Origin of the sequence: Catenulispora sp. GP43, assembly GCF_041260665.1 — a bacterium.
GTDB lineage: Bacteria > Actinomycetota > Actinomycetes > Streptomycetales > Catenulisporaceae > Catenulispora.
This window is the reverse complement of the sequence record NZ_JBGCCT010000006.1, coordinates 73622-100297: the sequence shown is the minus strand read 5'-3', so window position 1 is coordinate 100297 and position 26676 is coordinate 73622. Positions and strand designations below refer to the sequence as shown.

Annotated in this window: 25 protein-coding genes and 1 pseudogene; 9 read left to right on the top strand and 17 right to left on the bottom strand. The window is 72.2% G+C overall.

Annotated features, from left to right (window positions below; translation table 11 throughout):
* Nucleotides 1–6 precede the first annotated feature (6 nt).
* Entirely contained in the window at nucleotides 7–831 is an 825-nt protein-coding gene (locus ABH926_RS14580; RefSeq protein ID WP_370366061.1) for an SAM-dependent methyltransferase, read from the bottom strand.
* Between the two features lie 187 nt (nucleotides 832–1018).
* On the opposite strand from ABH926_RS14580, the gene ABH926_RS14575 reads away from it, so the two are divergent.
* On the top strand, nucleotides 1019–1747 hold the full coding sequence (locus ABH926_RS14575) for a Type 1 glutamine amidotransferase-like domain-containing protein (RefSeq protein ID WP_370366060.1): 729 nt from the start codon (nucleotides 1019–1021) through the stop codon (nucleotides 1745–1747).
* Between the two features lie 12 nt (nucleotides 1748–1759).
* Here the strand turns inward: ABH926_RS14575 and ABH926_RS14570 are convergent, their stop codons facing one another.
* Complete coding sequence (locus ABH926_RS14570) at nucleotides 1760–2308, bottom strand: TetR/AcrR family transcriptional regulator (RefSeq protein WP_370366059.1); 549 nt, start codon at nucleotides 2306–2308, stop codon at nucleotides 1760–1762.
* A 97-nt stretch (nucleotides 2309–2405) separates the two neighbouring features.
* Here ABH926_RS14570 and ABH926_RS14565 point away from each other — a divergent pair, with 97 nt between their 5' ends.
* On the top strand, nucleotides 2406–2888 hold the full coding sequence (locus ABH926_RS14565) for a nuclear transport factor 2 family protein (protein ID WP_370366057.1): 483 nt from the start codon (nucleotides 2406–2408) through the stop codon (nucleotides 2886–2888).
* A gap of 17 nt (nucleotides 2889–2905) precedes the next feature.
* On the opposite strand, the gene ABH926_RS14560 is transcribed toward ABH926_RS14565, so the two are convergent.
* Nucleotides 2906–3250, bottom strand: a complete 345-nt coding sequence (locus ABH926_RS14560; protein ID WP_370366056.1) for an ArsR/SmtB family transcription factor — start codon at nucleotides 3248–3250, stop codon at nucleotides 2906–2908.
* Between the two features lie 45 nt (nucleotides 3251–3295).
* On the opposite strand from ABH926_RS14560, the pseudogene ABH926_RS14555 reads away from it, so the two are divergent.
* Nucleotides 3296–4417 (top strand): annotated as a pseudogene (locus tag ABH926_RS14555) (MFS transporter); the annotation flags it as partial.
* A gap of 44 nt (nucleotides 4418–4461) precedes the next feature.
* On the opposite strand, the gene ABH926_RS14550 reads toward ABH926_RS14555, so the two are convergent.
* From ABH926_RS14550 to ABH926_RS14535, 4 genes are read right to left on the bottom strand one after another with little or no spacing between them, the layout of a single operon-like run.
* A complete protein-coding gene (locus ABH926_RS14550; protein WP_370366055.1) occupies nucleotides 4462–5424 on the bottom strand; it encodes a metal ABC transporter permease in 963 nt (320 codons plus the stop codon).
* Nucleotides 5421–6323, bottom strand: coding sequence for a metal ABC transporter permease (locus ABH926_RS14545; protein ID WP_370366053.1), 903 nt, complete (start codon nucleotides 6321–6323; stop codon nucleotides 5421–5423). The genes ABH926_RS14550 and ABH926_RS14545 overlap by 4 nt, the downstream gene beginning before the upstream one ends.
* A complete protein-coding gene (locus tag ABH926_RS14540; protein ID WP_370366324.1) occupies nucleotides 6313–7215 on the bottom strand; it encodes a metal ABC transporter ATP-binding protein in 903 nt (300 codons plus the stop codon). Before ABH926_RS14540 ends, ABH926_RS14545 begins: the two co-directional genes overlap by 11 nt.
* Before the next feature lie 2 nt (nucleotides 7216–7217).
* A complete protein-coding gene (locus ABH926_RS14535) occupies nucleotides 7218–8174 on the bottom strand; it encodes a metal ABC transporter solute-binding protein, Zn/Mn family (RefSeq protein WP_370366052.1) in 957 nt (318 codons plus the stop codon).
* A 115-nt stretch (nucleotides 8175–8289) separates the two neighbouring features.
* Here ABH926_RS14535 and ABH926_RS14530 point away from each other — a divergent pair, with 115 nt between their 5' ends.
* The gene (locus tag ABH926_RS14530) at nucleotides 8290–8787 is read left to right on the top strand and encodes a DinB family protein (protein WP_370366051.1); all 498 of its coding nucleotides are present in this window, start codon (nucleotides 8290–8292) and stop codon (nucleotides 8785–8787) included.
* On the opposite strand, the gene ABH926_RS14525 is transcribed toward ABH926_RS14530, so the two are convergent.
* Entirely contained in the window at nucleotides 8778–9506 is a 729-nt protein-coding gene (locus tag ABH926_RS14525) for a YidC/Oxa1 family membrane protein insertase (protein WP_370366050.1), read from the bottom strand. The genes ABH926_RS14530 and ABH926_RS14525 overlap by 10 nt on opposite strands.
* A gap of 103 nt (nucleotides 9507–9609) precedes the next feature.
* Nucleotides 9610–9909, bottom strand: a complete 300-nt coding sequence (locus ABH926_RS14520) for a DUF6412 domain-containing protein (protein WP_370366049.1) — start codon at nucleotides 9907–9909, stop codon at nucleotides 9610–9612.
* Nucleotides 9910–10072: 163 nt separating this feature from the next.
* Here ABH926_RS14520 and ABH926_RS14515 point away from each other — a divergent pair, with 163 nt between their 5' ends.
* Together ABH926_RS14515 and ABH926_RS14510 are read left to right on the top strand one after the other, a co-directional pair.
* Nucleotides 10073–10612 carry a SigE family RNA polymerase sigma factor gene (locus ABH926_RS14515; RefSeq protein ID WP_370366048.1) on the top strand — a complete coding sequence of 180 codons (540 nt, stop codon included), beginning with the start codon at nucleotides 10073–10075 and terminating at the stop codon, nucleotides 10610–10612.
* Nucleotides 10609–11703 carry a hypothetical protein gene (locus ABH926_RS14510; RefSeq protein WP_370366047.1) on the top strand — a complete coding sequence of 365 codons (1095 nt, stop codon included), beginning with the start codon at nucleotides 10609–10611 and terminating at the stop codon, nucleotides 11701–11703. Before ABH926_RS14515 ends, ABH926_RS14510 begins: the two co-directional genes overlap by 4 nt.
* Before the next feature lies 1 nt (nucleotide 11704).
* Here the strand turns inward: ABH926_RS14510 and ABH926_RS14505 are convergent, their stop codons facing one another.
* From ABH926_RS14505 to ABH926_RS14480, 6 genes are read right to left on the bottom strand one after another with little or no spacing between them, the layout of a single operon-like run.
* Nucleotides 11705–12373, bottom strand: coding sequence for a hypothetical protein (locus tag ABH926_RS14505; RefSeq protein WP_370366046.1), 669 nt, complete (start codon nucleotides 12371–12373; stop codon nucleotides 11705–11707).
* Between the two features lie 3 nt (nucleotides 12374–12376).
* Nucleotides 12377–13183: a hypothetical protein gene (locus ABH926_RS14500; protein ID WP_370366045.1), complete on the bottom strand. Its 807-nt coding sequence runs from the start codon at nucleotides 13181–13183 to the stop codon at nucleotides 12377–12379.
* A 23-nt stretch (nucleotides 13184–13206) separates the two neighbouring features.
* Nucleotides 13207–14658, bottom strand: coding sequence for a WXG100 family type VII secretion target (locus ABH926_RS14495; RefSeq protein ID WP_370366043.1), 1452 nt, complete (start codon nucleotides 14656–14658; stop codon nucleotides 13207–13209).
* 16 nt (nucleotides 14659–14674) lie between these two features.
* On the bottom strand, nucleotides 14675–14959 hold the full coding sequence (locus ABH926_RS14490; RefSeq protein ID WP_370366042.1) for a hypothetical protein: 285 nt from the start codon (nucleotides 14957–14959) through the stop codon (nucleotides 14675–14677).
* A complete protein-coding gene (locus tag ABH926_RS14485) occupies nucleotides 14959–19392 on the bottom strand; it encodes an FtsK/SpoIIIE domain-containing protein (RefSeq protein WP_370366041.1) in 4434 nt (1477 codons plus the stop codon). Before ABH926_RS14485 ends, ABH926_RS14490 begins: the two co-directional genes overlap by 1 nt.
* Nucleotides 19393–19445: 53 nt before the next feature.
* Nucleotides 19446–19745 carry a WXG100 family type VII secretion target gene (locus tag ABH926_RS14480; RefSeq protein ID WP_370340253.1) on the bottom strand — a complete coding sequence of 100 codons (300 nt, stop codon included), beginning with the start codon at nucleotides 19743–19745 and terminating at the stop codon, nucleotides 19446–19448.
* Nucleotides 19746–19943: 198 nt separating this feature from the next.
* On the opposite strand from ABH926_RS14480, the gene ABH926_RS14475 reads away from it, so the two are divergent.
* From ABH926_RS14475 to ABH926_RS14465, 3 genes are all read left to right on the top strand, one after another.
* On the top strand, nucleotides 19944–21590 hold the full coding sequence (locus tag ABH926_RS14475; RefSeq protein WP_370366040.1) for a hypothetical protein: 1647 nt from the start codon (nucleotides 19944–19946) through the stop codon (nucleotides 21588–21590).
* Between the two features lie 173 nt (nucleotides 21591–21763).
* Nucleotides 21764–24640: a BTAD domain-containing putative transcriptional regulator gene (locus tag ABH926_RS14470; RefSeq protein WP_370366039.1), complete on the top strand. Its 2877-nt coding sequence runs from the start codon at nucleotides 21764–21766 to the stop codon at nucleotides 24638–24640.
* Nucleotides 24641–24690: 50 nt separating this feature from the next.
* Nucleotides 24691–25041, top strand: coding sequence for an iron chaperone (locus ABH926_RS14465; RefSeq protein WP_370366038.1), 351 nt, complete (start codon nucleotides 24691–24693; stop codon nucleotides 25039–25041).
* A gap of 34 nt (nucleotides 25042–25075) precedes the next feature.
* On the opposite strand, the gene ABH926_RS14460 is transcribed toward ABH926_RS14465, so the two are convergent.
* Together ABH926_RS14460 and ABH926_RS14455 are read right to left on the bottom strand one after the other, a co-directional pair.
* Nucleotides 25076–25654: a LuxR C-terminal-related transcriptional regulator gene (locus ABH926_RS14460; RefSeq protein ID WP_370366037.1), complete on the bottom strand. Its 579-nt coding sequence runs from the start codon at nucleotides 25652–25654 to the stop codon at nucleotides 25076–25078.
* An 11-nt stretch (nucleotides 25655–25665) separates the two neighbouring features.
* The gene (locus ABH926_RS14455) at nucleotides 25666–26589 is read right to left on the bottom strand and encodes an NAD(P)H-binding protein (RefSeq protein ID WP_370366036.1); all 924 of its coding nucleotides are present in this window, start codon (nucleotides 26587–26589) and stop codon (nucleotides 25666–25668) included.
* Nucleotides 26590–26676: the final 87 nt, after the last annotated feature.

The window sequence follows — 26676 nt, the reverse complement described above, 5'->3', positions numbered from 1 at the left end:
GCCCGCCTACGCCGGCTTGCGCGCCAACACACCGTAGGTGCGCAAGATCGGCGTCTCGGCGGCGGTCGGCTCCGGCTGCCACTGGTCGACGGTGACCAGCCCGGGCGGCTGGATCTCCAGGCCGGCCAGCCACCCCTGGATCACCTCGGGCTCCCGGTTGATGAACGGCACCCGCGTGGAGCGCTGGTAGTCGTCCAGCATCTGCTGCTGCTCGCCGGGGTGCGCCAGGTCCGGGGCCGCGTGCGACAGCGCCAGGTAGCTGCCCGGCGCGACGGCGTCGACGTAGGCCGAGACGATGCCGGCCGGGTCGTCGCCGTCGGGGACGAAGTGCAGGACCGCGTTCATCAGGACGGCGACCGGCTTGGACAGGTCCAGCGTCTGCCGCAGCAGGGGATGCGCCAGCACGCTGTCGGGACGCCGCAGATCCGCCAGGATCGCCACCGCGTTGGGGGTCTGGGACAGCAGCATGCGGGCATGCGCGATGGCGACCTGGTCCACGTCCACGTAGACGACGCGCGCCTCGGGATCGAGCTCCATCGCCACCTCGTGGACGTTGCCCACGGTCGGCACACCGGACCCGAGGTCCAGGAACTGGCTGATGCCGGCCGTGCCGACCAGATGGCGCACCACCCGCCCGAGGAAGGCGCGGTTGGCCCGGATCGCCCCGACCAGCGTGGGCATGGCGTCGGCGGCCCGCCGCCCGGCCTCGCGGTCCGCCTCGAAGTTCTGGCTGCCGCCGAGCCAGAAGTCGTAGATGCGCGCCGGACTGGGCTGCGAGGGGTCAATGTCCGGAAGACTCAAGGCCAGCTCCGCAACGTCGATCGCGTCCATGGGCACCAAACTAACGTCGGCACCGGGTGAGGGGCCGTTTGAGCGGGGGCCACGGCGCGCCGCGTTGAGGAAACCCTGCGGCGGCACCGCTTCGCGGGCCAGCCTGCCTCGACGAACGCCACCGCGCAACTTCTGACCCCGGCAGGCCCCTGGGGCTGCGGTTTTGAGGTGCGTTACGGTCTGGCCCATGGCTGCAGACGGACGCAAGCACATCCTGGCTATCGGCGGCGGGGCCCTCATGCCCCGCGAGACCCTCCCGCTCTACTTCGAGCAGGCGATGAGGCTCAGCGGCAAGCCGCGGCCGAGGATGTGCGTACTGAACACCGCCGAAGGCGACAGCCCCGCCGCCACAGTGCGCTTCTACGACCGTCTCGCCGACGGCCCGGCGGAGGTCCGGCACCTGGCCCTGTTCCCGATGCCGAACGTCGCAGACCCCGAAGACTTCCTGCTGTCGCAGGACGTCATCTGGGTCGGCGGCGGGAGCGTGGCGAACATGCTGGCGGTCTGGCGCGTCCACGGCCTCGACGACGTCTTCCGCAAGGCCTGGAACGCCGGCGTGGTCCTGCTGGGCTCCAGCGCCGGCGGCATCTGCTGGTTCGAGGGCGGCACCACCGACTCCTTCGGCCCGGTCCTGCGCCCGTTCACCGACGGGCTGGGGATGTTGAAGGGCTCGTACTGCCCGCACTACGAGTCGGAGGCACGGCGGCGGCCACTGTTCCAGCGCCTGGTGCAGGACGGGACGCTGCCAGACGGGTTCGCGTGCGACGACGGGGTCGCCGTGCACTTCGTGGACGACGAGCCGGCGGAGGTCGTCGCGGACCGGCCCGAGGGGCGGGCGTACTCGGTGCGGCGGGGTCAGGACGGGGATGTGGTGGAGAGTGCGTTGCCGGTGCGGTTCTTGGGCGCGTCGGAGTAAGCACGCAGAGACTCAGCCCGAGCCGGCGAGCCCGGTGAGCACCACGTCGATCGCACCGTTCATCGTCGCCTCTGAAACCGGGGAGGCCGCCGCGGCTTGGGCGAGACCGCGAACGAGGAAGTACACCTCGTCGACGGTGACTGCGGAGCGGACAGCATTCGCCTGCTGCGCCCGCTGAAGCACCACGCCCACGGCTTCGCGAAGCCGGTGGGAGGCCTCCTCGGCGGCAGGCGGGACGGCGCCGTCGGACGAGAGCAGGGTGGCGAGGGTGATCTTCGTCGGCCCGTCCTCGATCATCGCGCGGACCAGGGTGCGCAGCGCATCCCCGGGCTCGGCGGCCGAGGCCAGCTGCCGGGCCAACTCGATGCGGCGCTCGAAGCTGCGGACCAGCGTGGCCTCGATCAGCTGGTCCTTGGTCGGGAAGTGGCGGAAGACGGTCGCGATGCCCACTTCCGCGCGCCGCGCGACCTCCTCGGTGGAGCCGGCGCTGCCCTGTGCGCCGAAGACTTCCTCGGCCGCGGTGAGGATGCGCTCGCGGTTGAGGCGGGCGTCGGTGCGCATGGGGTTCTCCCAAAAGATGACGGGTCCGGCCCGCACTATATCCGGAGTCAGGACTCTGGTACGTTAAACGGAGTCAAGACTCCGAAAAGGAGCGAGCATGATCAGCAGCGCACCGACCCCCGCCGACGTCGTCAGAACCCTGTCCGCTGAAGTGAGCCGCCTGGTCTCCCTGTCCGCCGACCCCGGCCTCGACCCCGCGCGGCGCGAAGAGCAGCTCGATCGGCTGGCCGCGCTGTACGGGGAGGCGACCGACGTCCGGCACCCCTTCTCCCCGCTCGGCGACACGCCCCGCCTGAGCCGCGCCGACGTCCGGGAGCACTTCGCCGGCGCCCGCGTCCCCGCCGAGACCTTGTCAGCGATCGATGTCCATGTGCACGAGACCGCCGACCCGGAAGTGGTCATCACCGAGTTCCGCTACGAGGGAGTATGCGGGGGCCGACCGTTCTCGTGGCCTTGCATCTTCGTGACGCGGGTGCGCGACGGCGTGATCATCGAATCGCGCGACTACACCGACCACGTCGGGGCGGCCCGAGCCTTCGGCGGGCTCGACGCGCTCGCCGCGGCGCTGACCGCCGGTTAGAACCCGGCTAGGCCCGGCTAGAACCCGGCCAACACCTCGCGCCCCTGCGGGATCGCCAGATCGAGCAGCCCCGGGAACAGCTCGTCGAGGTCGGCGCGCCGCAACCGGTTCAGCCGCCGGGTCCCCTCGTCCCGCTGGCGGATGACGCCGGCTTCGCGCAGCGTCCGGAAGTGGCCGCTCTGGGTCGACTTGCTCACCGGGAGCTGGACCTCCCCGCAGGCCATCTCACCGTCCGGCTCGACCTCGGCGAGGCGGGCGACGATCGCCAGGCGCATCGGGTCGCTCAAGGCCGCCATGACAGCGGTGAAGCGGAGTTCGGCGCGCGGCGGGTGGGTGAGCTCGGTGGCGGTGCGGCTGGCCATGGACCCATCCTAGGGCATCATGTTCGGAATCCCCGAACATCTGCTATGTTCGAGATATCCGAACATGCTGCCACGGGAGGGCTCATGGCGCTCGATCGCCTCACTGCTGCACACGCCGGGCCTTTGGAGGGCGGGGGCTCGCCGCCGGTTTCGGTGCCATCGCCTTCGGCGCCATCGCCATCGGTGCCATCGCTGTCGGCGGCGGGCAAGCGGATCCGGTTCTGGGGCACCGCGTACACGTTCCTGATCCTGCTCACCGGCACGAACCTGCCGACGCCGCTGTACAAGGGCTACGAGGCGCGGTTCGGCTTCTCGCCGCTGACGCTCACGCTGATCTTCACCGCCTATGTCGCGGTCCTGATCCCCTCGCTGCTCGTGGTCGGACCGGCCGCCGATGCCGTCGGGTATCGCGTGATGCTGCTGCCGGCGCTGGTCGTCGCCGCGGGCGGGGCGCTGGTGTTCGCGCTGGCGTCCAGCACCGCGTGGCTGTTCGCCGGACGCATCCTGCAGGGGGTCGCGATCGGGGCGGCGACCGGACCGCTGACCGCGACGCTGACCGAGCTCGAACCGCGCGGCGACCGGCGCAAGGCGGCGCTGGTCTCGACGGTGGCCACGGCCGGGGGCCTCGGGTTCGGCCCGCTGCTGGCGGGGTTCCTGGCGCAGTACGCCCCGGCGCCGCGGGTGTTCCCGTTCGTGCTGGAGATCGGGCTGCTGGTACCGGCCGTCGTCCTGGTCCTGACGCTGCCCGCGCACAGCACCCGCACGCGGTGGCGCCCGAGGCGTCCGGAGATCCCGGCCGCGCTGCGCTCGGAGTTCGCGACCAGCGGGACCGCGTGCTTCGCGGCGTTCGCGGTGGTGGGCCTGTTCCTGACGCTGATCCCGACCTACGTCGCGACCCTGTCCGGAAGCAAGAACCTGTTCCTCGGCGGCGCGGCGGTGGCGCTGCTGCTGGCCTGCTCGGCGACGGCGCAGGTCCTCGGCTATGGACGCTCGGCGCGGGGGCTGGAGATCGCGGGCCTGCCGCTGCTGGCGCTCGGGCTGGTGTCGCTGGCGATCGCCGGGAACACGTCCTCGCTGGCCCTACTGCTGGCCGCGACGGTCTTCGCCGGGCTCGGACAGGGACTGACGTTCCTCGGCGGGCTGACGGCGATCAACAGCGCGGCGCCGGCGGACCGGCGCGCGGACGTGATGTCGAGCTTCTTCGTGATCCTCTACCTCGGGGTCGGTGTGCCGGTGGTGGGCGTCGGGTTCGTCGCGACGCGGGTGGGGCTGCTCACCGCGGTGCAGTACTTCGCTTGGGGGGCCGCGGTGTTGTGTGTGGTGGTCCTGCTGGTCTTGGTGAGGCTTTCAGCCCGCCGCCGCCCGACCGCCCGGTAGACCATCGCACCGGCGTACACCGCCGTGGCGACCGCCGTGATCGAGAAACTCGGCGGCATCCGCGGCACGAAGTACGCCAGCGTCAGGCCGGCCCACATCTCCCCCACCGCCAGGGCGGCGGCCAGGGCCAGGCCGCGGAAGGGGCGGTCGGTCAGGGCCAGAGCGGTGCCGGCCGGGGCGGCCAGCAGGCCGAGCAGCAGCAGGGCGCCGACGGCCTGGGTGGCTTCGGCGGTGGCGGCGCCGACCAGGGCCAGGAACACGAAGGCCAGCACCCTGACCGGGACGCCGCGGGCGGCGGCGACGGCCTCGTCCAGGGTCGCGAACAGCAGCGGGCGGGCGATGGCCAGCAGGACCGCGACCACGCCGAGGCCGATCCACAGCGCGGTCTGGGCCTGGCCCGCGGACAGGCCCAGGATCGAGCCGAACAGGACGTTGACCGTCGCCGCGCCGTTGCCCGAACCGGAGCGGTCGGTGGTGTACATCGTCAGGAAGAACACGCCGAGGCCGAGGATCCAGGCGAAGACGTTGCCGATCACCACGTCGTCGGCCCGGCCGCGCCGGCCCAGCGCGCCGAGCAGCAGCGCCACCGCGATCGTCGCGGTGAACAGGCCGATGCGCAGGTCCACGCCGAACGCCAGCGCCGCCAGGGCACCGGTGAACGCCACGTGCGACAGGGCGTCGCCGGTGAAGACCTGGGCGCGCAGCACCAGGAAGAAGCCGACCACGCCGCAGGCCGCCGCGATGCCGGTTCCGCCGAGCAGCGCGTAGACCATGAACGGATGGCTGAACATGCTCATGAGACCCCCAAAGCTTCCGCCACATGCCGCCGGCCGGTCCCGCGCCACCGCACAACGAACCCGTACACGTTCGCCAGCAGGTAGCAACCGAACGCGAACGTGGTGATCCAGAAGCCGATCGGGTACGGCGAGAAGTACGCCGCGCCCAGCCCGAACCACGTCACAGCCAGGGCGAACAGCACCGACAGGACCAGGCTCAGCGCCGGGCGCGCAGTGAGCCGCTGCGCCGTCGCGGCCGGCATCACCAGCAGCGCGAACACCAGCAGCGAGCCGGTGATCTGCGAGACCTCGGCGGTCGTGGCGCCCAGCAGCACCAGGAACAGCACGCCCAGCATCCGCGACGGGACGCCCCGGGCCTCGGCCACGCCCGGGTCGACCGAGGCGAACAACAGCGGCCGTCCGATCAGGGCCATGACGGCCAGCACCGCGGCCGCGACCACGGCGAGCACCGCGATGTCGCCGGGCGTCACACCGAGGAAGCTGCCGAACAGCAGCGCGTTGACGCCGTTGAGGAAGCCCTTGTACAGCGCGACGAAAAGCATCCCGCAGGCCAGGGTGAAGGCCTGCACGATCCCGGTGAGCGCGGACTCCTCGGCCATCCCGCCCTTGCCGTTGCGCGCCAGCGCCGCGATGACCGCTCCGGCGCCGACGCAGAACCCGAAGTAGCCCCAGGAAGCGCTCATGCCGAGGAAGACCGCGGCCGCGGCGCCGGGGAAGCCGGCCAACGCGACGGTGTGGCCGGCGAAGGTCTGGCGTCGCAGGACCATGAACCAGCCGACGACGGCGGCCAGGACGGCGACGATGGTGCCGGCCCGGTAGGCGTTCACCATCGAGTCCAGCTGCCACATCTGCTGGATGTCGGTGATCGGGTTCCAGGACAGGCCGGAGTCAGTGGCCATGGCCGGCCTCCGCACGCCTGGCACTGACAAGGCGATCGACGTGCCGATCGGTATGCAGCGCCGGGGCCTCCGGTCCGCCGACCACCACGAGCCGTCCGTCCGAGGCCCGCAGCACCTCGACCGGCGTGCGGAACAGGTTCGACAGGGTCTCGGTGGTGATGACCTCCTCCGGGCTCCCGGAGGCCGCGCCGCCGTCGGCCAGGTACACGACCCGGTCGAGGTAGGGCAGGATCGGGTTCACGTCGTGCGCGACCATCACCACGGCCACGTCCTCCGAGCGCGATATCCGCCCGATCAGGGCCGCGACCGAGGCCTGGTTCGGCAGGTCCAGGGAGTCCAGCGGCTCGTCCAGCACCAGCAGCCGGGGCCGGCGGACCAGGGCCTGGGCGATGAGCAGGCGCTGCTGCTCGCCGCCGGAGCACTCGCCGATCGCCCGGTGCGCGTAGGCCGAGGCGCCGACCAGCTCGATGACCTCCTCGACCCGGGCTTGTCCGGCGCGGCGGCGGGCACCGAAGCGTCCGGTTCCCGGCAGCGGGACGCCCCAGCGGTCGCCGTCCAGGCCCAGGCGGACCACGTCGATGCCGCGGATGCGCAGCGAGGCGTCGAAGGAGCGGCGCTGCGGGAGATAGCCGATCTGCGCGCCGGCGCCACCGGGCCGCTGACCCAGGACCCGCACCTCGCCCGCGGCGGCCGGCAGGACGCCCAGCAGGACCTTGATGAGGGTCGACTTGCCGACGCCATTGGGGCCGAGGACGGCGACGAACTCGCCGCACTCGACGGTCAGATCGACGCCGCCCCACAGGGTGCGGCCGCCGACCGCGGCGGAGGCGCCGCGCAGCTCCACGACCGCCACCGGGTCGTTGCCCGCGGCGCACAGGCGGCTGTCGGTCATCATCAGTGTCCTGTCGCCTGCGCGAGCGCCGCCTTCAGCCCCTGCAGTTCGCCGACCATCCAGTCCTGGAAGGTGGCGGACGCCGGGGAGAGGGTCTCGGTCACGGTGGTCACCGGGATCCCGGCGGCCTTGGCCTCACTCACCTGAGCGGCGATGTCAGGGGTGGAGTTCTGGGAGTTGTAGACGTAGACCTTGATCTGCCTGCCCTTGATCTGGCCGTCGATGGCGGTCTTGTCCGCGACCGAGGGGTCGTTGCCCTCGGAGATGTCCTTCAGGAAGGAGTACGGCGTCGCCATCTTCAGGCCGAGGGAGTCGGCCAGCGGGGAGACGATGGACTCCGAGGCGCCGATCGGGGTGCCGGCGTAGGTGGCCTTGATCTCGGACTCGAGCTGGTTGTAGGGGGCCAGCGTGGTGGTCTCGAAGGTCTGCTTCTGGGTGTCGAAGTAGGCGGCGTCGGCCGGGTCGAGCTTCTTGTACTCGGCGACGATGGCGTCGATGACCTTGTAGACGCTGTCGTGGGAGTACCACTGGTGCGGGTTGTCGCCGTCCTTGAGGCCCACGACGTCGCCGACCGTCAGGACGTCGCGGCCGGAGGCGGGGTTGGCGGAGACCAGTTTGGGGGCCCAGGAGGTGTCGTAGCCGATGCCGTTCTGGATGAACAGCTGCGCGCCGGCGATGAGCTTGGCGTCGTTGGGGGTGGCCTCGTAGGAGTGCGGGTCGGTGTCGGGGTTGGTGATGATCGACGTCTCGACCACGTGCGTTCCGCCGAGTTGCAGCGCGATCGACCCCCAGAAGTTCTCCGCGGCGACCACCGCGATCTTCGACCCGCTCCCGCTCCCGCTTCCGGCCCCGCTCCCGGCCGCGGGCGCCGCAGACTTGGTCGAGCAGCCCGCGGCCAGCGCCGCCGCCGCACCGACCGCCAGCAGGCCGCCGGCCGCGCGCTTCAGGCTCGTGGACATGGCGAGCCCCCCTCCTTGATGATGAAAACCGTTTTCAAGTACTAGTAGAGAGCATATGAAAATCGTTTCCACTTGGCAAGGTCGCCTGTCACCGCCCTCCTCTACAGTTCGCCGGGTGACCGAAGAGCGCGCGAACCTCCTCCGCTACCTCCAGAACCAACGCGGGCACATCCTCGGCGCCCTGGAGGGCCTGGACGAGGAGACGCTGCGCCGGCCGATCCTGCCGTCCGGCTGGACCTGCCTGGCGCTGGTGAGCCACCTGACGTACGACGACGAGCGGTTCTGGTTCCGCGGCGTCATCGCGCGCGACCAGGAGGTCATCGACGCGGTGCAGCGCCGGGAACCCAACGGCTGGAAGCAGGACTCTGACCTCCCGGCCGAGGAGGTCTTCGCGCGCTACCGCGCCGAGGCCGCGCTCGCGGACGCGGTGCTGGCCGAGTGCGATCTGGACGCGGCGCCGACGTGGTGGCCGGAGTACGTGTTCGGGACGTGGCGGCTGGACTCGGTGCGGCAGATCGTCCTGCACCACATCACCGAGACCGCGACGCACGCGGGACACCTGGATGTGGTGCGGGAACTGGTCGACGGCACCCAGTGGGTCGTTCAGGACTGAGCAGGCGCGACCAGGCGGCGCCGTTCCACGAGCGTCCACAAGGTCGTGGTCGCCACGTAGAGGCTGCTGGCCAGCGGGAGCACGACCGCGCCCAGCACCGAGAAGTACGGCATCAGGGTCATGAACTTCGGAGCCGCGTCGGTCGTGGCGCTGTTCCGCATCCGGCGCGAAGACCACGTCGCGAGGACGGCGAGCGCCGCGATCAGCACCGCGAACACGGCGACGTGACCGAGCACCACTGAGGAGCCCGCGCCGCTGAAGGCGTCGCGCAGGTGCGAGCCGAGGCCGACGCCGAACAGCCGGTCGCCGAGCAGCGCGTTGCGGTGCCCCCCGATGGTCGGCGCCACGAAGAGCCGGTACACCACGATGAACACCGGGATCTGCACCAGCCCGAGGCCGATGCCGGGCACCAGCTTCACCCCGTTGGCCCGGTAGAGCTCGACGGTCTCGCGCTGGACGCGCAGCGGGTCGTTCTTGTACTTGCGCTGAAGCTTCGCCACGGCTGGCGCCAGCGCGGCGCGCTGCTTCTGCGCAGCCAACTGGGCGGTCATCTGCGCGCGGTTCAGCGGGTGCAGGCACAGGCGGACGGCGGCGGTGAACATGACGATCGCGGCGGCCGGTCCGAGGCCGCCGAGGACGGGGACGAGCATGAGGGACAGGCCGGTCACGGCGTGGTAGGCGGCGACGATGGCAGGCGTGAGCAGGGTGTAGAGCGACATGGTGAACCCTTCGGGCATCTTGCGGACTGGTGAGATCGGCGAGATGGACCGGCGGGCCGGTGCTGGAAAGAAGAGTGCTGCGGCGAGGAGAACCAGCAACCGGTCAGACGGTCGCGGGGTCCGATCCCGGTGCTCGGGGGTGAGGTTTGCCATCCGCGTCGGGGTCGCGTTGCGGCAGGAACGCGGTGTCGCGCAACGAGGAGCGCGCGGCGGCGGCGGTCTGCGCGGCCACGGCGGTCCCGGCCATCAGCACCGCGAAGGCGCTGCGGCGAAGTGTCGCAGCGAGCAGCGCCAGGGCGGTCGCCGAGGCGACGAGCACGGCCGTGTTCTGGCCGCCGACCAGCGCCAGGAGCGTGGCGACGGCGGCGAGCAGGCTCGCGGCGGCCGCTGCTCGGTGCGTCACAGAGGTCAGCGTACAACCGCCGGCGCGACTGCGGAGAGGATGCCGGTGCGACTGCGGAGAGGATGCCGGTGCGGTGCAACCTGCCGCCTGTCCCCGCGCATTAGGGATCCGGCAGCGTCCACCGGCGCTGCGATCGCAAGGATGAGAGGGGGGTGGACGGTTGATGAGAGAACCGGAGCGGGACGCCGAGTTCGTCGAGTTCGCCAGGGCCAGAGCCCCGTGGCTGCGCAAGGTGGCGTATCTGCTGTGCGGGGACTGGCATCGCGCCGACGACCTCGTGCAGGCGAGCATGCTGAAGCTCTACATCGGCTGGCACCGGGCCGGGCAGGTCGAGAACGTCGACGGCTACGCGCGGCGGACCTTGATCAACACGTTCCTGGCCGAGCAGCGCGGGCCGTGGTGGCAGCGGGTCGTCAACCACCAGCGGGAGCCGGATCCGGAGATGCTGGCCGACGCACGCTCGGCGACGGCCCTGGATCTGGACGCCGCTCTGGACCTGCGCACCGCGCTGGCGGCGCTGCCGCCGAAACAGCGTGCGGCGGTGGTCCTGCGCCACTACTGCGACCTGTCGGTGGAGCAGACCGCTGAGATCCTGCGGTGCTCGACAGGCACCGTCAAGAGCCAGACCGCGCGCGGGCTGAGATCGCTGCGGGTCCGTCTGGCGGCATCCGGCGACGACACCATGGAAGGACGAGGACTGTGAACGAAGATTTCCAGCGGCTGCGCACGCGGCTGGCCGACCTGGCCGACGCCCCGGCGCCGGCGAGCCCGTTCGATCCGGTCCGGACCGCCGCCGGCGGCCGCCGCCGGGTGCTGGCGCATCGCACCTCGGCGGTCGGTGGCACCGGGGCCCTGGCGGTGGCGGCGGTCTTCGGCATCGTGGCGGCGTTCGGGCCAGGCGGGACGCCGCCGCCGGCCACGCCGGTGGCCGCTTCCGGGATCGGCACGGACCCGTTGGCCAAGGACGTGGACTTCGGGTGGCTGCCCGCGGCGCTGCCGAACGTGAGCTACGCGGCCATCGGGATCGGCGCCGGCAACGACGTGGTCGCCCAGGGGGACAAGACCCCGGACGGCGCGCCGCGTCTGGACTTGCAGATGATGCAGGGAAAGGGCCCCGGCACGGTGGCCGCCACCCAGCGCCTGATCCCGGTGAAGCTGAACGACGGGCGCCAGGCGTACTGGGTCACCCAGTCCTCGGGTGGCGGCTTGTTGGGCGACTTCCAGCTGCGTTTCCCGGCCAAGGACGACCGCTGGGTCCAGATCGCCTGGAGCGTCAACTGGGGCAGCCCCGCCTCGACGAACAAGATCGCCGGGCTGCCCCCGGACGCTAAGAAATGGACAGACAGCCCCACCGCGCCGACTTCCCCTCCGGTCTCGGCGCAATGGCAGGAGTGGCTGCTGCGCATCGCGACCGAGGTGACGGACGTCCCGGACACGGTCCCGATGCCGCTGCGCGTCTCCGGGCTCCCGGCGTACTTCAGGCCGGACCGGACATTTCTATGGCGCCCAGGCGGGTTCGGCGCCGGAGCGCCGGGGACGTTCAGCGTGATGCTGGTGTTCGACTGGGGCGGCGCCAACGTCTCGATCGAGATCGGCCAGCACGGCACGCTGACCGATACGAAGGCCGTCAAGGGGATCGAGTGCAAGACGGCGGCGGGGCTGGACGCGTGCGTGGACTCCTCGGGCAGTGTCTGGGAGTACGAAGAGGTCGGCGGGGCCAAGGGCCTGCTCGACCGCATCACGCTGCTCGGCACGGACGAGAAGCAGTGGACCACCGATGTCTTCGTCCCCTGACTCAGGCCGGCACCCCCTCGATCTCCGCGACAGTCGCCGTCACCATGGCCAGCACCTCGTCCTGGGTGGGGGCGGCGGCGCGCTCGACCCAGCGCAGCGTGGAGATGATGGTGTCGAACAGGAACACGATGCCGCGGACCACCGGGTCGTCGGCGTCGGCGCCGGCCAGCACGCTGAAGGTCAGCAGGCCCCAGACACCGGGACGGTCGGGGTGCGGCAGGTAGTACGAGACCCGCACGCCGGCCGTCTCCTTGCCGTACATCTGCTGGTGGATCACCGCCGAGATCCGCGCCGCGGGGGCGCCGCCGACGTCGACGCAGGAGCCGTTCGGGCCGGCGTCGTCGAGGATCGAGGCCAGCAGGCGTTCGGGGTCCTGGGGATCCTGGTCCTCCAGGATGGTCAGCAGCAGCGAGCCCGGGATGCGGGTGCCGTTGAACTCCCGCAGGGGCAGGACCACCCAGCGGGCGCCGTTGCGCGCGGCCTCGTCGGTGGCGGTGGTCAGTTGCTTGCGCAGTTCGCGGCGCCAGGGTTCGGCACTGTCGCGGGGCAGAGTGTCGGGCAGCGCTCTGGTGATGATGCGGTCCACGGCCCACTTGCGGACGCGTTCGGTGTCCGGTGCGGTGGGCAGGACGGCCCAGCCGGCCGGGAGGACGAGTTCGACGTCGATCATCAGTCACCCCCTGGCGGGCTCGGCCCGCGGGATCTGGTTCGGCTCGGTCGGGGTCGAGGTATCAGTGTTCTGCGGTAGCGGCGCGATCGGCTGCGGATGCTCGGCGATCTGCTGCATCAGCTTGTCCACGCCGGGGCCGATCAGCGCCATCAGCTGCAGGTCCACCACGCGCGTGGTGAGCAGCACGTCCACGCGCGCCGGGGGCCGGCCGTCGGCGGCCGGCCAGTCCAGGCGCATCGCGGCGTCCAGCCGGCCGTAGGCGAAGCGGTCCGGGGTGCTGTGGACGCTGAGCACCCGGAGCCCGTCGCCGTAGGGGGTGGTGACGTACTCGATCTGCCGGCCGTAGTCGATGTCCGAGGCGGAGGTCGCGGAGGGTGAACCGGAGCTCTCTGAACCTGATCCGGCGCCCACGAGCTCCATCAGGTAGATGGGGTCGTCGGCGGCCGGCGCCCGGTACTCGACCACCACCGGCACCGGCGACCAGCGCGGCCAGCCCTTCACGAAGGCGGTGCCCCAGGCCATGCGCTGCCAGGGCGGCAGTGTGGCGGCGCGGTCGGTGAGCCAGCGCGCCACCCCGCGGCCCACGTTCTCGGCGGTGAAGGGGTAGTCCTCGGGCAGGCCGCCCTCGGCGATCCAGCTGGTGCGGAAGTCCTCGTCCCAGCCGTCGCGGGTCCACTCCCCGAACATCTCCACCACGCGGTCGGCCCAAGCGGTGCGGGCCTGATCGGTCGCGCCGTGGTCGGGGACGCGGCCCCAGAACCAGGGCACTGCGATCTCGGCGGAATCGTCGTCCGCTGTCATGGCCGTCATGGCTGTCATCTCCTCACCGCCTGTCACGGGTTCACCGCCGGGATCAGACCGGATTCCCGGCCGCCGGTATAGGAGATGCCGATGCCCAGGCCGAACAGCGCGTTGAAGCCGCCCCAGACGTACCAGCCCGGGTTCATCTTGCCGCCGACGGCGCCCAGGATCCCGGACAGCCCCTTGTAGCCGCTCCAGCCGCCGAGCACGCCGGCCCAGTCGCCGAGGCTCTTCAGGGGGTTGGAGCCCAGGCCCTTCCACATGTTCCAGGCGTCGGTGAGCTGCTGGCCGGCCGAGCCCCAGAACCCGATCTCGGGCTGGGTGCCGATCTTGCCGCCCCAGTTGCCCAGCTGGCCGGGCAGCCCGCCCAGTTTGCCGCCGAGCCAGCCCAGGGCGCTGTTGGTGACCGGGTTGTTGTACCAGTCGGACAGGTGCTGCCAGTTGGAGGCCGCGTTGCTCGCCGGGTCGAACAGCCACTGGTCGGTGACGCCCGGGTTCGGGCCCGCGGCCGGGCCGGGGCCGACGGGGCGCAGGTTGATGGCCCCGAAGTCCTCGCCGAAGGCGGTGTCGGAGAAGCCGAGCTGCGGCGCGCCGGTGTGCTCGGTCAGGCCGGCCAGGGTCTTGGCGTCGTTGGCCAGTCCCTTCGCGATCTGCGAGGCACCGACCCCGATGAAGCCCAGGCCCAACCCCACCGCGCCGAAGACGACGTCCAGGACGCTGCCCTTGCCGTCGGCGTACAGGATGGAGTTCACGATCAGGGACGCGGCGCCGACCACCACCCCCGCCAAGACGACCACGTCCAGCCCGGGGATCAGCAGCGCGATCGCGCCGAGCGCCATGCCGATGTAGCCCAGGATCTTGCTGAACCAGCCCAGGATCTCGTCCATCTTGTCTTTCCAGGTATCGCTGAGCCCGTCGTTGTAGTTCTTGCTGTTGACGGCGTCGCCGAAGCGTTTGCCGGCCGTGTTCAGCGCGTCCAGCGCGTTGTTGAGCCGGTTCTTGGCCGCGGTCAGGGCGTCGTTCGCCTGGTTCTCGGCGTTGGTCTTGTCGGTGCCCTTCTGTTGTTCCTGCGGCGAGATGGTGCCGTCGGAACCCTTCTGCGGGTCGGGCATGGAAGTGGCCTGTTTCTGCTGCCCCACGGCCGCGTTCGCGTCGTTCAAGGCGCCGGCGGTCTCGTCCAGGCCGTCCTGGAGCGGCTGCTCGTAGATCTTGATCTGGTCGGCGACGTCGTGGTAGCGGACCCCGGCCTTCTGCAGCTTGTCGTGCAGGTCGCCGGCGCTCTTGCGCAGGCCGTCGATGTACTGGCCGACGAGTCCTTCGGAGTTGTCGTCCATCACCTTCTGCAGGCGGGACACGGCGTCGTCGATGGTGGCGGCGACGTTCTGGTAGTGCGTCTGGGCGTCGGCCACCGCGTCCGGGTCGGCGTAGACCGGGTCGGAGTCCAGGCCCAGGGCGTCCCAGCTGCCGAGGTTGCGGATGCTCACGGCTCCTCCTGCCGGCTCACGAGTTCGTGTTCAGGCTGTCGCGCAGCTGCTGGTCGCCCTGCGCCCACGCCTGGTTGACCTTGTCCACCGAGTCCCGCAGCGTCTTCATGTCCTTGACCATCGCGTCGCGGTGGATGCGCCAGTTGGCCGCGAAGTCGCCCATCGAGAGATTGGCATTGTGCTGGCCCCACAGGCCCTTGTCCTCGTTCTGGACGTCCAGCGCGCCCTCGAACTCACCGATCAGCGAGTTGAGATCGCTGACCAGGCTCACCAGGTCGTCGCGGACGATGAGATCGGCCATCAGCCCTCCTTGAGTCTGTGGGTCGGAATCTCCGCCTTCACCATGGGAATCTGAGCGGTCATCAGGACGCCGTCGCCGAGGTGGACCAGGCAGGCGCCGGGCACCACGCGCGGCGCCAGCTGCGAGCGGGTCAGCCGGATGCCGACCAGGTCGCCGTTGCTCAGGTCCGGCGGGGACAGCAGCGCGCCGCGGCGGTTCTTCTTCACCTCGGCCTGCCAGCCGGAGAAGCCCATCGCCACCGAGCCGATCTCGCCGCCCAGGATCAGCCCGCGCCGGCGGCCGGCCCCGGTGCGGACGTAGGCGCGCAGCCATTCGCGGGCCCGGCACTCGCGCCAGGCCTCGCCGTCGTCGAGGATCAGCGCCACCGGGCCCTCGCCGGGATCGAGCAGCGCGGCCAGTTCGTCCTCGGTCGGGTCCGGCGAGCTCACCAGGCCGCGCACGCCCGGCCGGCCGGCCAGCGCGGCCAGCGGCGTCACGCTCGGCGAGCCGATCACGATCTCGGCGCCGGTCCGCAGCAGCGACTCGGCCATCACCGCCAGCGCGGTGCTGCGGCCCGATCCGGAGGGGCCGGCGATCAGGAACGTCGGCCGGTCGGCGAACAGCGCGGCGCCCACCGGTTCCAGCTCGTCGCCGCCGACGCCGAGCAGCGCCCAGGGCTGCTGCCGCTCCTCCTCCAGATAGCCCCAGGCCTCCTCGAACGTCAGCTGCGCGGGCAGCACGGCGATCCGGCCGGGACGCAGGCTCTTCGGGACGCCGGCCTCGCGCTCGGCGAGCCGGCCGGCCAGCTCGCGCAGCGCGGCGACCTGCGCCGGCCCCGACGGGTCGGCGGCGACCAGCGCGACCTGGGTCTCGACGGCGCCGGCGGAGCGGTAGCCGCGTCCGGGCGGCAGGTTCTCCGCGACGGTGCGCGGGTTCAGGCCGACCAGGGAGTAGTCGGAGCGGTCCGGCAACCGCAGCACCAGTTTGTCCTCGGTCAGGGAGCTGATACGGCCGGACATCAGGGTGCGGTCGCCGGCGATGACCACGTGCACGCCGACGCTGGCGCCCTCACGCATCAGGGTGTGGACGATGTCGGTCAGCGAGCCGTTGTCGTGCTCGCTGAGCGTGCCCATGAAGCCTTCCCAGCGGTCCAGCAGCAGCATGATGTGCGGCAGCTGCTCACCGGGGGCGGCGGCCCGGCGCTGTTCGGTGACGTCGGCGAAACCGCCCTCGCCGAGCACCCGCTGCCGGCTCAGCACCTCGGCGTGCAGCCGCTTGAGCAGCCGGGACGCGCGCTCGGTCTCCGAGCGCTGCACGATCGCGCCGCAGTGCGGGAACTTGCTCAGCGGCAGCAGCGCGCCGTTGCCGCAGTCCAGTCCGTACAGGTGCAGGTCGGGCACCGAGGCCGCGCACGCCGCGGCCGCGGAGATGGTCCGCAGGGCCTGCGAGCGGCCCGAGCGCGGCGCGCCGATGAGGTGGAAGTGGCCGAAGGTGGCCAGATCGATGGTGACCGGCTCCTGCTTCTGGGCCGCCGGAAGGTCCTGGAGCGCCCAGGAGAACACCGGCTCGCCGGACGCGCCGGCCGTCGGCTCGGCGGCGAGGTCCACGACCACGCAAGTCCGCAGCGGCGGCAGCCAGGGCCGGCGCGGGGCGGGCAGGCCGAGCAGGTCGGTGGCCTGCTTCAGGGCCGAGACCAGGACGGACAGGTCGGTGACCACGTCGGTCTCGGTGGCCGCGGCGGGCCGCTCGGGCGCCGGACGGCCCAGATCCAGCCAGGCGACCGGCCGCAGGAACGGCGCGGGCGCGGCCACGGAGCGGTCCTTGCTGGGACGCCGTCCGCCGACCCGGCCGGTCTGGAAGGGAAGCAGGGAGCTGTGACCCAGGCGTGCGTAGCCACGGCCGGGATGCGCCTGCGAGATGTTCGCGGCGTCGCGGGCGTCGATGACGTCGGTGCTCTCCCCGGCGTCGGTGACCCGCAGCGCCACGCGCAGGTTGGTGTTGGCGCGGATCTCGGCGGAGACCACGCCGGACGGCCTTTGGGTGGCCAGGATCAGGTGGATGCCCAGGGACCGGCCGCGCTGGGCGACGTTCACCAGGCCGGTGACGAAGTCCGGCAGCTCGCGGACCATCGAGGCGAACTCGTCGATGACGATCAGCAGCCGCGGGATCGGAGCCAGCTCCGGGTTCCGGGTCGCGTAGTCGAGGTAGTCCTCCAGGTCCTTGGCGCCGGCCGCGGCGAGCAGCCGCTCGCGGTACGTCAGCTCCGCGCCGAGCGAGGTCAGCGCCCGCTCGACCAGATGGGTGTCCAGGTCGGTGACCATGCCGACGGTGTGCGGCAGCTCGACACAGTCTTTGAACGCCGCGCCGCCCTTGTAGTCCACGAGCACGAAAGTCATCGCGTCCGGTCGGTTGGCCACCGCCAGGGAGGCCACCAGCGTCTGCAAGAACTCTGATTTGCCCGAGCCGGTGGTCCCGGCGACCAGGCCGTGCGGGCCGTGCGCGACCAGGTCCAGGGCGAAGGGGCCGTCCAGGGAGACGCCGATGACCGCCTTGGTGGCCCGGCCGCCGGCCTGCCAGCGGCCGCTGATCAAAGCCGGGCTCGGCTCGGCCAGGTCCAGCAGATCCAGCAGGCGCGCCGAGTCCGGCAGCGCCACGCCGCCGGCCACCTCGCTGACGTCCCGCAGCGGCGCCAGGCGGCGGCCGACCACCGGATACCAGTCGGCGCCGACCTCGTCGGCCAGGATCGGCTCGATCAGCGCCGCGCGCTGCTGGCGCAGGCCGACCGGCCGGCCGGGAATGCCGCCGGCCAGGATCGCGGTGCACTCCTCGGGCAGGGTGCGCTCGTCGGCGTCGACGCAGATGCTGTAGACGCCGACCGCCGGGCCCTCGCGCAGGACCGTGACGACGCCGGGCAGCGCGCGCAGCCGCAGCGCGCCGTCGAGGACGACCACGATGTCCGGGTCGGCCTGGACCGCGCCGGCGCCGGCGTCGAGGCGGGCCCGCTGCCGGGCCGCGATCAGGTCTCCGAGCTCTGCGACGCGGTGGCTGAGGGTCTCGGCGTCCGCGCCGACCAGGGTCAGGGCCCGCTGTCCCAGGCTCGGCCTGGCGTGCGGCAGCCAGGTGGCCCAGTCCCACAGGCTGTCGCCGGCGGGATCGGTGAGAACGTACAGCTGCAGGTCGCGCGGGCTCTGCAGGACCGCGATCTGGCCGACCAGCCAGCGCGCCATCCGGCGCGGCCACTGCCCGGGACCTGCCACGCCGACCACGCCGGCCTGCGCGATGGAGAAGGCCGCGGGGGTGTCGTACGCCACGCGGTGCTGCGAGGTGCGCTGCGGGCCCTCAAGCTGTTCGACGGCGACCGCGCTGTCCAGATCGGCCAGGCCGACGCGGACCAGCAGGTGGTCCGGATCGCTGCGGCGGCGCTCCCACAGCCGGCTGCGCGGTCCGGTCGCGATCAGCAGCAGCTCGGCGGCGTCGGGGCTGGAGGCCCGCAGCCGCAGGCGCTCGGACTCCAGCGCGCGGGCGATCTCCTGCTCCGCGGCGGCCAGCTGCTCGACGTACTCGGCCTGCATCCGGCGGTGGCCGATCTTGCCGGTCCGGCGGCCGTTGAGCCAGTTGCCGACCATCATCACCGGGGAGAAGAAGGCCATCAGCAGATAGCTGGGGTTCTTCATCACGGCCATCATCACCAGGCCGAGCCCAGCCGGCAGCAGGGCGGTGATCCACGGCATCGGGCTGGGCCGGGCCGGCGCGGGCGCGGCGGGCAGCCGGAAGGAGGTGCGCTGCGGCGGCGGCATCAGCCGCGGCGGCCGGTTGTAGTCGAGCCACTCGCCCTCCGGCGAGACCTCGATCATCGCGTCGGGCTGGCGGACCGCGGCCTGCTCGTAGCGGGACTCGCCGATCCGCAGCAGCGCGGTCTGCGGCCACCCGGTCTCGGCGTCGGAGAGCGGGACGCGATCCAGCTCCGGCGGCTCGCGCAGGGCGGCCGGCCGGATCCGGACCGAGGCGTCCAGGCTCACCCGGACGGTGGCCACGACGCCCGGCTGGTCCGAACCGAGCCGGACCGCGCACGCGGGGTCCGAGCCGATCTGGTGCACGCCGGCGCCGAGGTACCAGACCCGGCCGCTTTCCAGGCCGGCCACCGCGCGGACGGTGACCAGGCCGGAGCCCGGGCCGCCGGGCCGGCCGGACTCCCCCGCCGCGCCGGGGGCACCCAGCCACAGGACGGCGCCGTCGTGGATCCCGGCGGCGCTGATCGGACCGGAGAGGTCCACGCGGGCTCCGTCGAGGAACACTTCCTCCCCGACGGGGTGGCCCGCGGTGTGGCCGGTGTCGGCGCCGATGGCGTCCAGCAGCCCTTTGACGACGTCCCGGACCGGCGTCGCGGGATCGGCGTCCACGACGACGTCGTGGGACCGGCCGTCGGGCCGGGCCACCGTGATCATCATGCGCATGGCCGTCGCCTCCCGCGAGTGGTGTGATTGCGGTGATTACCTCTGTGCTGCCTCTACTTCTGTGGCAGGGACTGCGCCATCTGCGTGTCCATGTCCTGCATCGCCGAGACGGCCTTGTCCAGCCACTGCGACAGCTGGTCCAGGGAGTCCATGAGCTGGCCGGCGGAGGTGACGAACTCGTTGTGCACGTCGTCGAAGCGGCCGGAGGCCTGGTCGGTGACGAAGCCGCTGGCGGTCAGCTGGTCGACGATGCTCTTGCACTCGGCGATCTTGGCGTCGATGTCGGCCTTGTCGTTGCGCATCCGGGTCGCGGCGTCCGACATCTCCCCATAGGTGACGTTGAGGTTCGGCATCGGTGGATGCTCCCTTCGAAGTCTGTGTGCGGCGGACACTGGACACGCTAGGCGCGACGCTCGGCCGCGAGCCAGGCTCTGAACTGCGGATATGGGCCCAGGGACCCAGGGTCCTGCGTTGACACCCCGGCGCGCGCGGCGAACGATTCAAGGGTCGAAGAACCCTGTCCGCTCCCCCGCGCACCCGAGGAGGCCCCGATGTCGGTGACCACGCTGCGCCGCGCCCTGGCGTCCGTCGCCGCGGCCGCGTTCGTCCTGCTCGCCGGTCCGCACCCGGCGACGGCGGCGACGGGCTCGGCCCCGCCCGCCGTCAAGTACTACGCCGTATCCAGCAGCTATCAGGGGCAGCCGGAGTTCCTGTTCGAGATCGCGCAACGCGTCCTGGGCAACGGGAACCGCGCGACCGACATCTTCGACCTGAACAAGGGACGTCAGGAGCCCGACGGCGACACGGTCAGCGACCCGACCGTGATCCGGCCGGGCTGGTTCCTGCAACTGCCGGGCGATGCCAAGGGCGACGGGGTGATCACCGGCGTGATCCCGACGGTGCACCCCGATCCCAGCGGCACGCTCGTGAAGTACTACTGGGTCAGCGACAGCTACCAGGGGAAGCCGGAGTTCCTGGCCGAGATCGCGCAGCGGTTCCTGGGCGACCCGAACCGGGCTCAGGACCTCTTCGCGCTCAACAAGGATCGCAAGGAGCCCAACGGCGGGACGCTCACCGATCCGGCGAAGATCGCTCCCGGCTGGTTCGTGAAGCTGCCCGAAGACGCCAAGGGGGACGGGTTCATCGCCGGTCCGCTGCCGCATCTCGGACCCGCGACCGCCGGACAGCCTTCGGCATCGAAGGGTTCTGGTTCTGGCTCCGGCTCTGCCTCGGCGCCCAAGGCGTCCGGTTCGGCCGGCGCTCCTTCCGCGTCGGCCGGCGCGCCGGCGGCTTCGAGCGGTTCGAAGTCCTCGAGCGGCGCGCTGGTGCTGATCCTGGCGATCGTGCTGGCGGCCCTGATCGTGGCCGGCGCGGTGTGGTGGGCGCTGCGTGCGGGCCTTTTCGCCAAGCTCGGCACCCGGATGCGGGCCCGCCGCTCCGGCAAGCCGCGTCCGGCCGCACCCCGCGACGACGCGGCGGCCTGGACCATCGACCGGGTGCTGCGGACGCTGGCGACGGCCTGCTCGACCGGCGGGCGTCCGCTGCCGGGGGTCGCCGCGGTCGTGGTCGGCACCGACACCATCACGCTGCGCCTGGCCCGCCCGGACGAACAGCCGCCGCGGGGCTGGAGCGCCGACGACCAGGGCCGCACCTGGACCGCGCCGCTGCGGCTGCTGCAAAGCGCGGCGGTGGACGACGCGCTGCCCACGCCGTATCCGCGCCTGGTCTCCGCCGGCGACACCGACTCCGGCCGAGTGCTGCTGAACCTGGCCGAGGCGCACGGCCTGATCAGTATCGAGGGCGACGGACGGCACACCAGGCCGCTGATCGCCGACTGGATCCGCGAACTGTCCGGCAGCCCGTGGTCGCGCGGCACCACGGTCCTGCGGATCGGTTTCGGCTCCGGCGCCGAGGACCTGCCCGGCGTCGAGGACGCGCCGACCATCGAGGCCGCGGCGGCCACGCTGGAGGAGAACGACGGCGGCGTCCTGGTCCTGGCGCACGCGCCGAGCGGCCGCGAACCCGAGCGTGTCGGCGCGCTGGCCGGCGCCGGAGACGGCCGCTGGTCCGTCCTGGTCCTGGGCAGTCCGAAGAACGCCGGCTGGCGACTGGTCGCCGACGCCGCCGGGACGCTGGACACCGGCCTGCTGAACGAGCCGGTGCGGCTGCACGGGAAGCGGCCGCTGGAACACGCGTGAAGCAGTGATCGAACCGGGTCCGCCGCCCTCCGGCGGACCCGGTCGACGCACGTCAGAGCGCTGACATCTTGACCTGGCACCGATCCAAGCGTAAACAATGCGAATACCACTCCGAATCGCAAGCGAAGCAACATTCGCCGGGTGGCACGGGATCGGGCAGGGAGGGCGTGCGCATGGAAGACGGTGACCGGCTCCGTGTCGAGGTCCTGGGTCCGCTGCGGGCGTTCGCCGGGGGCCGGGAGATCGCCCTGGGGGCCCCGAAGCAGCGGGCGTTGTTCGCGGCGCTGGCGATGTGCGCGGACACCGTGGTGGCGCGCGGGGAGCTGATCGACCGGATCTGGGGCGAGGACGTCCCGATGACCGCCGCCGGGAACCTGCACACGTATGCCTCCGGGCTCCGACGGAGCTTGTCAGGGCTCGGTGATCGGCTGGTCGCCGGCGGCTCCGGCTACCTGCTGCGGCTGGATCCGCGGGCGCTGGACCTGAACCGCGCCGAGCACTCGGCCGCGCTGGCGCGGTCGGCCCGCGACCGCGGCGACCGGCAGGCCGCGATCGCCGCGTTGGACTCCGCGCTGGCGTTGTGGCGCGGCGACCGCCCCTTGGAGGCGCTGCCGGGTCCGTTCGCCGCCGAGCAGCGCGCCCGGCTGGCCGGCATGCGGCTGCGGCTGCTGGTGGACCGGACCGAGCTGATGATCGAGGCCGGCGGCGCGCGGTCGGCCGATCTCGCGGCGGCGGCCGACGAGCTGGAGATGCACGCGCGGGCGCATCCGTTCGACGAGCGGCTGCGCTCGGCGCTGATGATGGCGCTGCACCGCAGCGGGCGTACCGCCGACGCCCTGGCCCAGTACCAGATGCTGCACCGGGTGCTGGCCGAGGAGCTCGGGATCGAGCCGGAGCCCTCGACGCGCGCCGTGCAGATGGCGATCCTGGCCCAGGACGCGCCGAGTCGGCGCGGCGGGACCGGGAAGCCGCCCGCACCGGCCGATGACGCGGTGGTCGCGCGGCCGGCCGAGAACGCAGTGGTGGCACGGCCGGCCGCGCCCGCGCAGCTGCCGCACGACAGCGCCTCGTTCGTCGGCCGGGCCGACGAGCTGCGGCAGGTCCTGGAGCAGGGCCGGGCCGAGGGGGCCTCCTCGCCGCGGGTGGTGATGGTGGTCGGCGTCGGCGGCATCGGCAAGACCACGCTGGCGGTGCGGTGCGCGCACCTGCTGCGTCCGGCCTATCCGGACGGCCAGATCTACATCAACCTGCGCGGCTTCGACCCCACGCATCCGGCGCTCACCCCGTCGGCGGCGCTGCACCAGTTGCTGGCCTCGCTCGGCGTCCCGACGGTCCCGGCCGAGCACGAGCAGCGGGTGGCGCTGTGGCGGAGCCTGGTGGCCGGCCGGCGGATGGTGATCCTGCTGGACAACGCGCGCTCGGCCGAACAGGTCGAGGATCTGTTGCCGGGCACCGGATCCAGCTTCGTGATGGTCACCAGCCGGGAGCGGCTGGGACGGCTGGCCGTGAAGTACGCGGCGCGGCGCGTCACCCTGGCCCTGCTGGCCGACGCCGACGCGCTGGGCCTGCTGGCCGACGCGGTCGGCGCCGAGCGGGTGAGCGCCGAGGCGCCGGCGGCGCGAAGGCTGGCGCAGCTGTGCGACCACCTGCCGTTCGCGCTGCGGATCGCGGCCGAGCAGCTGGTGACGGCCTGCGGCGGCAGCATCGCGGACCTGGTCGGGAACCTGGAGGACGCGCATCAGCGGTTGGACACGCTGCGGCTGGAGAACGACGACCTGTGTTCGGTGCGCAGCGTCATGGCGTGTTCGTTCGACGCGCTGGACCCGGACACGGCGCGCGCCTGCCGGATGCTCGGCGCGTTTCCCGGCGCGAGCATCACGCGCCACTGCGCGGCGGCGTTGCTGGACGTGCCGGTCGCGCGGGCCTCGGAGCTGTTGCAGCGGCTCAGCGCGCAGCATCTGCTGGAGCAGCACGGCGACCGGTACACCATGCACGACCTGACGCGCACCTATATCAGGGAGCTGGCTCGATCCCTGCGGGACGAGGACGTCCGGGCTGCGCGGGATCGGGTGAGCGCGTGGTACACGGCGACGCTTTCGCGCATGGTGGGCGAGGGGCGGCGGCGGGTCGTGGACGTGGGAGCGGACGCCGGTTCACGGTGTCATGAGCCGCAGCCGTTCGGCGGGCAGGAGGAGTTCCTGCGGTGGTGCGCGCAGGAATCGCCGAATATCAGTGCCCTCATCCGCAGCACGGCGCGGTCGGCGGACCACCTGTCGACGTGGCGGCTGACGTATCTGATGTTCGACTACTTCTATGCCAGCGGTTCGGCGGCGGACTGGCTGGACCTGCTGCGGATCGCGACGCGCTCGGCGCAGGCCTCGGGCGAGCGCCGGGCGCGTGCGGTGCTGCTGAACCACACGGCTGTCGCGCACTGCCGGACGGGGCGGACCGATGTCGCGCTGGCGGATCTGCGCCAGGGGCTGGATCTGCTGGAGCCGGCCGACGATCCGCTGCTGCGTATCAGCCTGCTGGGGACGCTGGCCTCGGTATCGCGGGTGGCGAAGGAGTACGAGCGGGCCCTGGCCGCCGCGTTGGAGGCGGTGGCGCTGGCCGAGGGGTGCGGGGACGGGTATCACCGCGCGGCGGCCGAGGACGCGCTGTGCGAGCTGTACGCCGAGACGGGGCGCTGGAGCGAGGCGGTCGCGCACGCCGAGGCCGGGCTGACCGACGCCCGGGCCTGCGCGAGCCCGCTGCTGGAGGCGAACCTGCTGATCAACCTGGGGTTGGCGCGCAACGGGCTGGGCGATGCCGCTGCCGCGCAGGGGTGTTTGGCGCGTGCGCTGCGGGTCACGCAGGCTGCCGGCGACCGGTATCACGAAGGGCTGGCGCTGTTGGCGCTGGCGCGGGTGCGGGCGGCGGAGCACGAGGCGGCCGCGGCGATGGCCAAGCGGGCGCTGGCGCAGTTCCAGGAGCTGGCGGCCGAGGAGGCGAAGGACGTGCTGGAGTTCTTGGGGGATCTGCAGCTGGCTGGAAGCGCTGCCGCCGCCTGAGCGGTGGTTTGCGGATGCCAGGATCCGCCGCACGCACTAGCCTCGGCAAAGTGGGCGAAGTCAGTGACTACTACGCGACCTTGCCGCCGGATGTCGGCGAGCTGTTCGAGGGTATGCGCCGCCGGGCGCTGAAGCTGGTCCCCGACGTGGTCGAGGGGCGCAGCTACGGGATGCCGGCGCTGCTGTATCAGGGCAAAGGGCTGATGGCGACCATGCAGACCGCGAAGCATCTCGCGCTGTATCCGTTCAGCGGGAAGGTGGTCGCGCAGGTCGCCGAGCGACTGCCCGGTTTCTCGCTGTCGAGCGGGACGATCCGGTTCAGCGTCGGGCAGCCGGTCCCGGACGATGTGCTCGACGACATCGTGCGGTTGCGGGCCGCCGAGATCGACGCCGCTCAGTAGGGCCGCGCCGCCTCCGCACCCGTCCCCGCGCCCCTCACGCCGCGGCGGTCTCGCGCCCCTGCCACATCAGCACCGCCTCGACGCGGCTGCGCGCGCCGAGCTTGGCGAAGATGTGGTTGACGTGGTTCTTGACCGTCTTCTGGCTCAGGGCCATGCGCTCAGCGATGGCGGCATTCGGCATGCCGCGGCTGATGCAGGTCATGACCTCGGCTTCGCGCGGGGAGAGGTTGTGCGCGCGGGGGCGCGGCGGGCGGCGGTGGTCGGGGGCCGTCGGCGGGTGCCGGGGGTGGTCCGAGCGGCTCGGCGCGGGCTCGGGGCGCGCGGGCTCGGCGACCAGGGTCAGCTGGTAGTGCGCGCTGGCCGCCGGGCCCTTGTGCGCGGCCGGGCCCGCCAGCCGGCTCAGGACGTCGGCCAGGGCCGCCGCGGCCGGCGGGGCACCGGGGCCGGGTTCGACGGTGAGCTCCAGCGCGGGCAGGCGGTCGATGCTCACCGACAGGCCCTTGCTGGCGAACTCCTGGCGGATGCGGGCCAGGATGTCAGGGCTCACGATCGCGATGCGGACCCGTCCGCGCGGGGCCGGTGCCGTCGTCGTCTCGGTCGCGGTTACGGTCATGTTTCCAGGGTCTACGCCCCCGCTTCAGGTTTCCTCCAGACGGGCTCCAGACGGCGCTGGCACCAGGTGCGGAAGTCAGTGGGCTGCGACAGGCGAGTGGGCTGTGACAGGCGCGGCGGGAGGTGGCGTTCGGCGTCGTAGATGCCGGCGTTCTGGGCGCGCACCATGGTGGCGACGTCCCGGGCCCAGCCCGCGGCGACGCCGTGGCCGAGCAGCATGGCATGGAAGTCCTCGACGCTGCTCTGCCGGTAGCGCACCGGGCTGCCCAGGACCTGCGCCATGACCGCGGACAGCTGGTCGGGGGTGAGGTCCTCTGGGCTGCTCACCGGCACCATGGCCTGGTCGCTCCAGGCGGGGTCGAGCAGCAGCTCGGCCGCGAGGGTGGCGATGTCGTCGACGGCGACGGCGGCCAGCGGCCGGGCGGCGTCCAGGGCCATCGTGAACTCGCCGCGGTCGCGGATGGCGGCGGCCTGGCCGAGCAGGTTCTCCAGGAAGAACGGGGCGGCCAGGCCGCGGTAGCCGACGCCGGTGCGGCCGAAGGCGGCGTCCATGGCGAAGGCGGCGGACAGGGTGCCGGCGTCGTGCGGGTAGCCGTGGCCGAGGCTGGTGACGGCCACGACCCGGCGGACCCGGTGCCGCCGCAGCGCCTCGCACGCCGGGTCGGTGAAGGCGAGATAGTGCTCGGTCGCGGTGCCGGGGGTGCGGGGGTCCGGCGGGACGAGCCAGAAGACCGAGTCAGCGCCGTCGAAGGCCTCGCGCAGCACCGCGGGGTCGCGGTGGGAGCCGGCGACGGCCTGGACCCGGTCGCGGACCCCGGGGTCCAGCGCGTCCGGATCGCGGGTGACGACCCGGACGGCCGCCGGTTCCGGGGCCGCCAGCAGCAGGTCGACGACCCGGCGCCCGATCTGGCCGGTGGGGGTGGTGACGACGATCATCGCGGGAGGTCCGCCTTTCGGGCTTTCGGGCTTACGATCTTTCGAGCTTTCAGGGAGGTACGGGATCTTGACGCGGTCTCCAGTCAA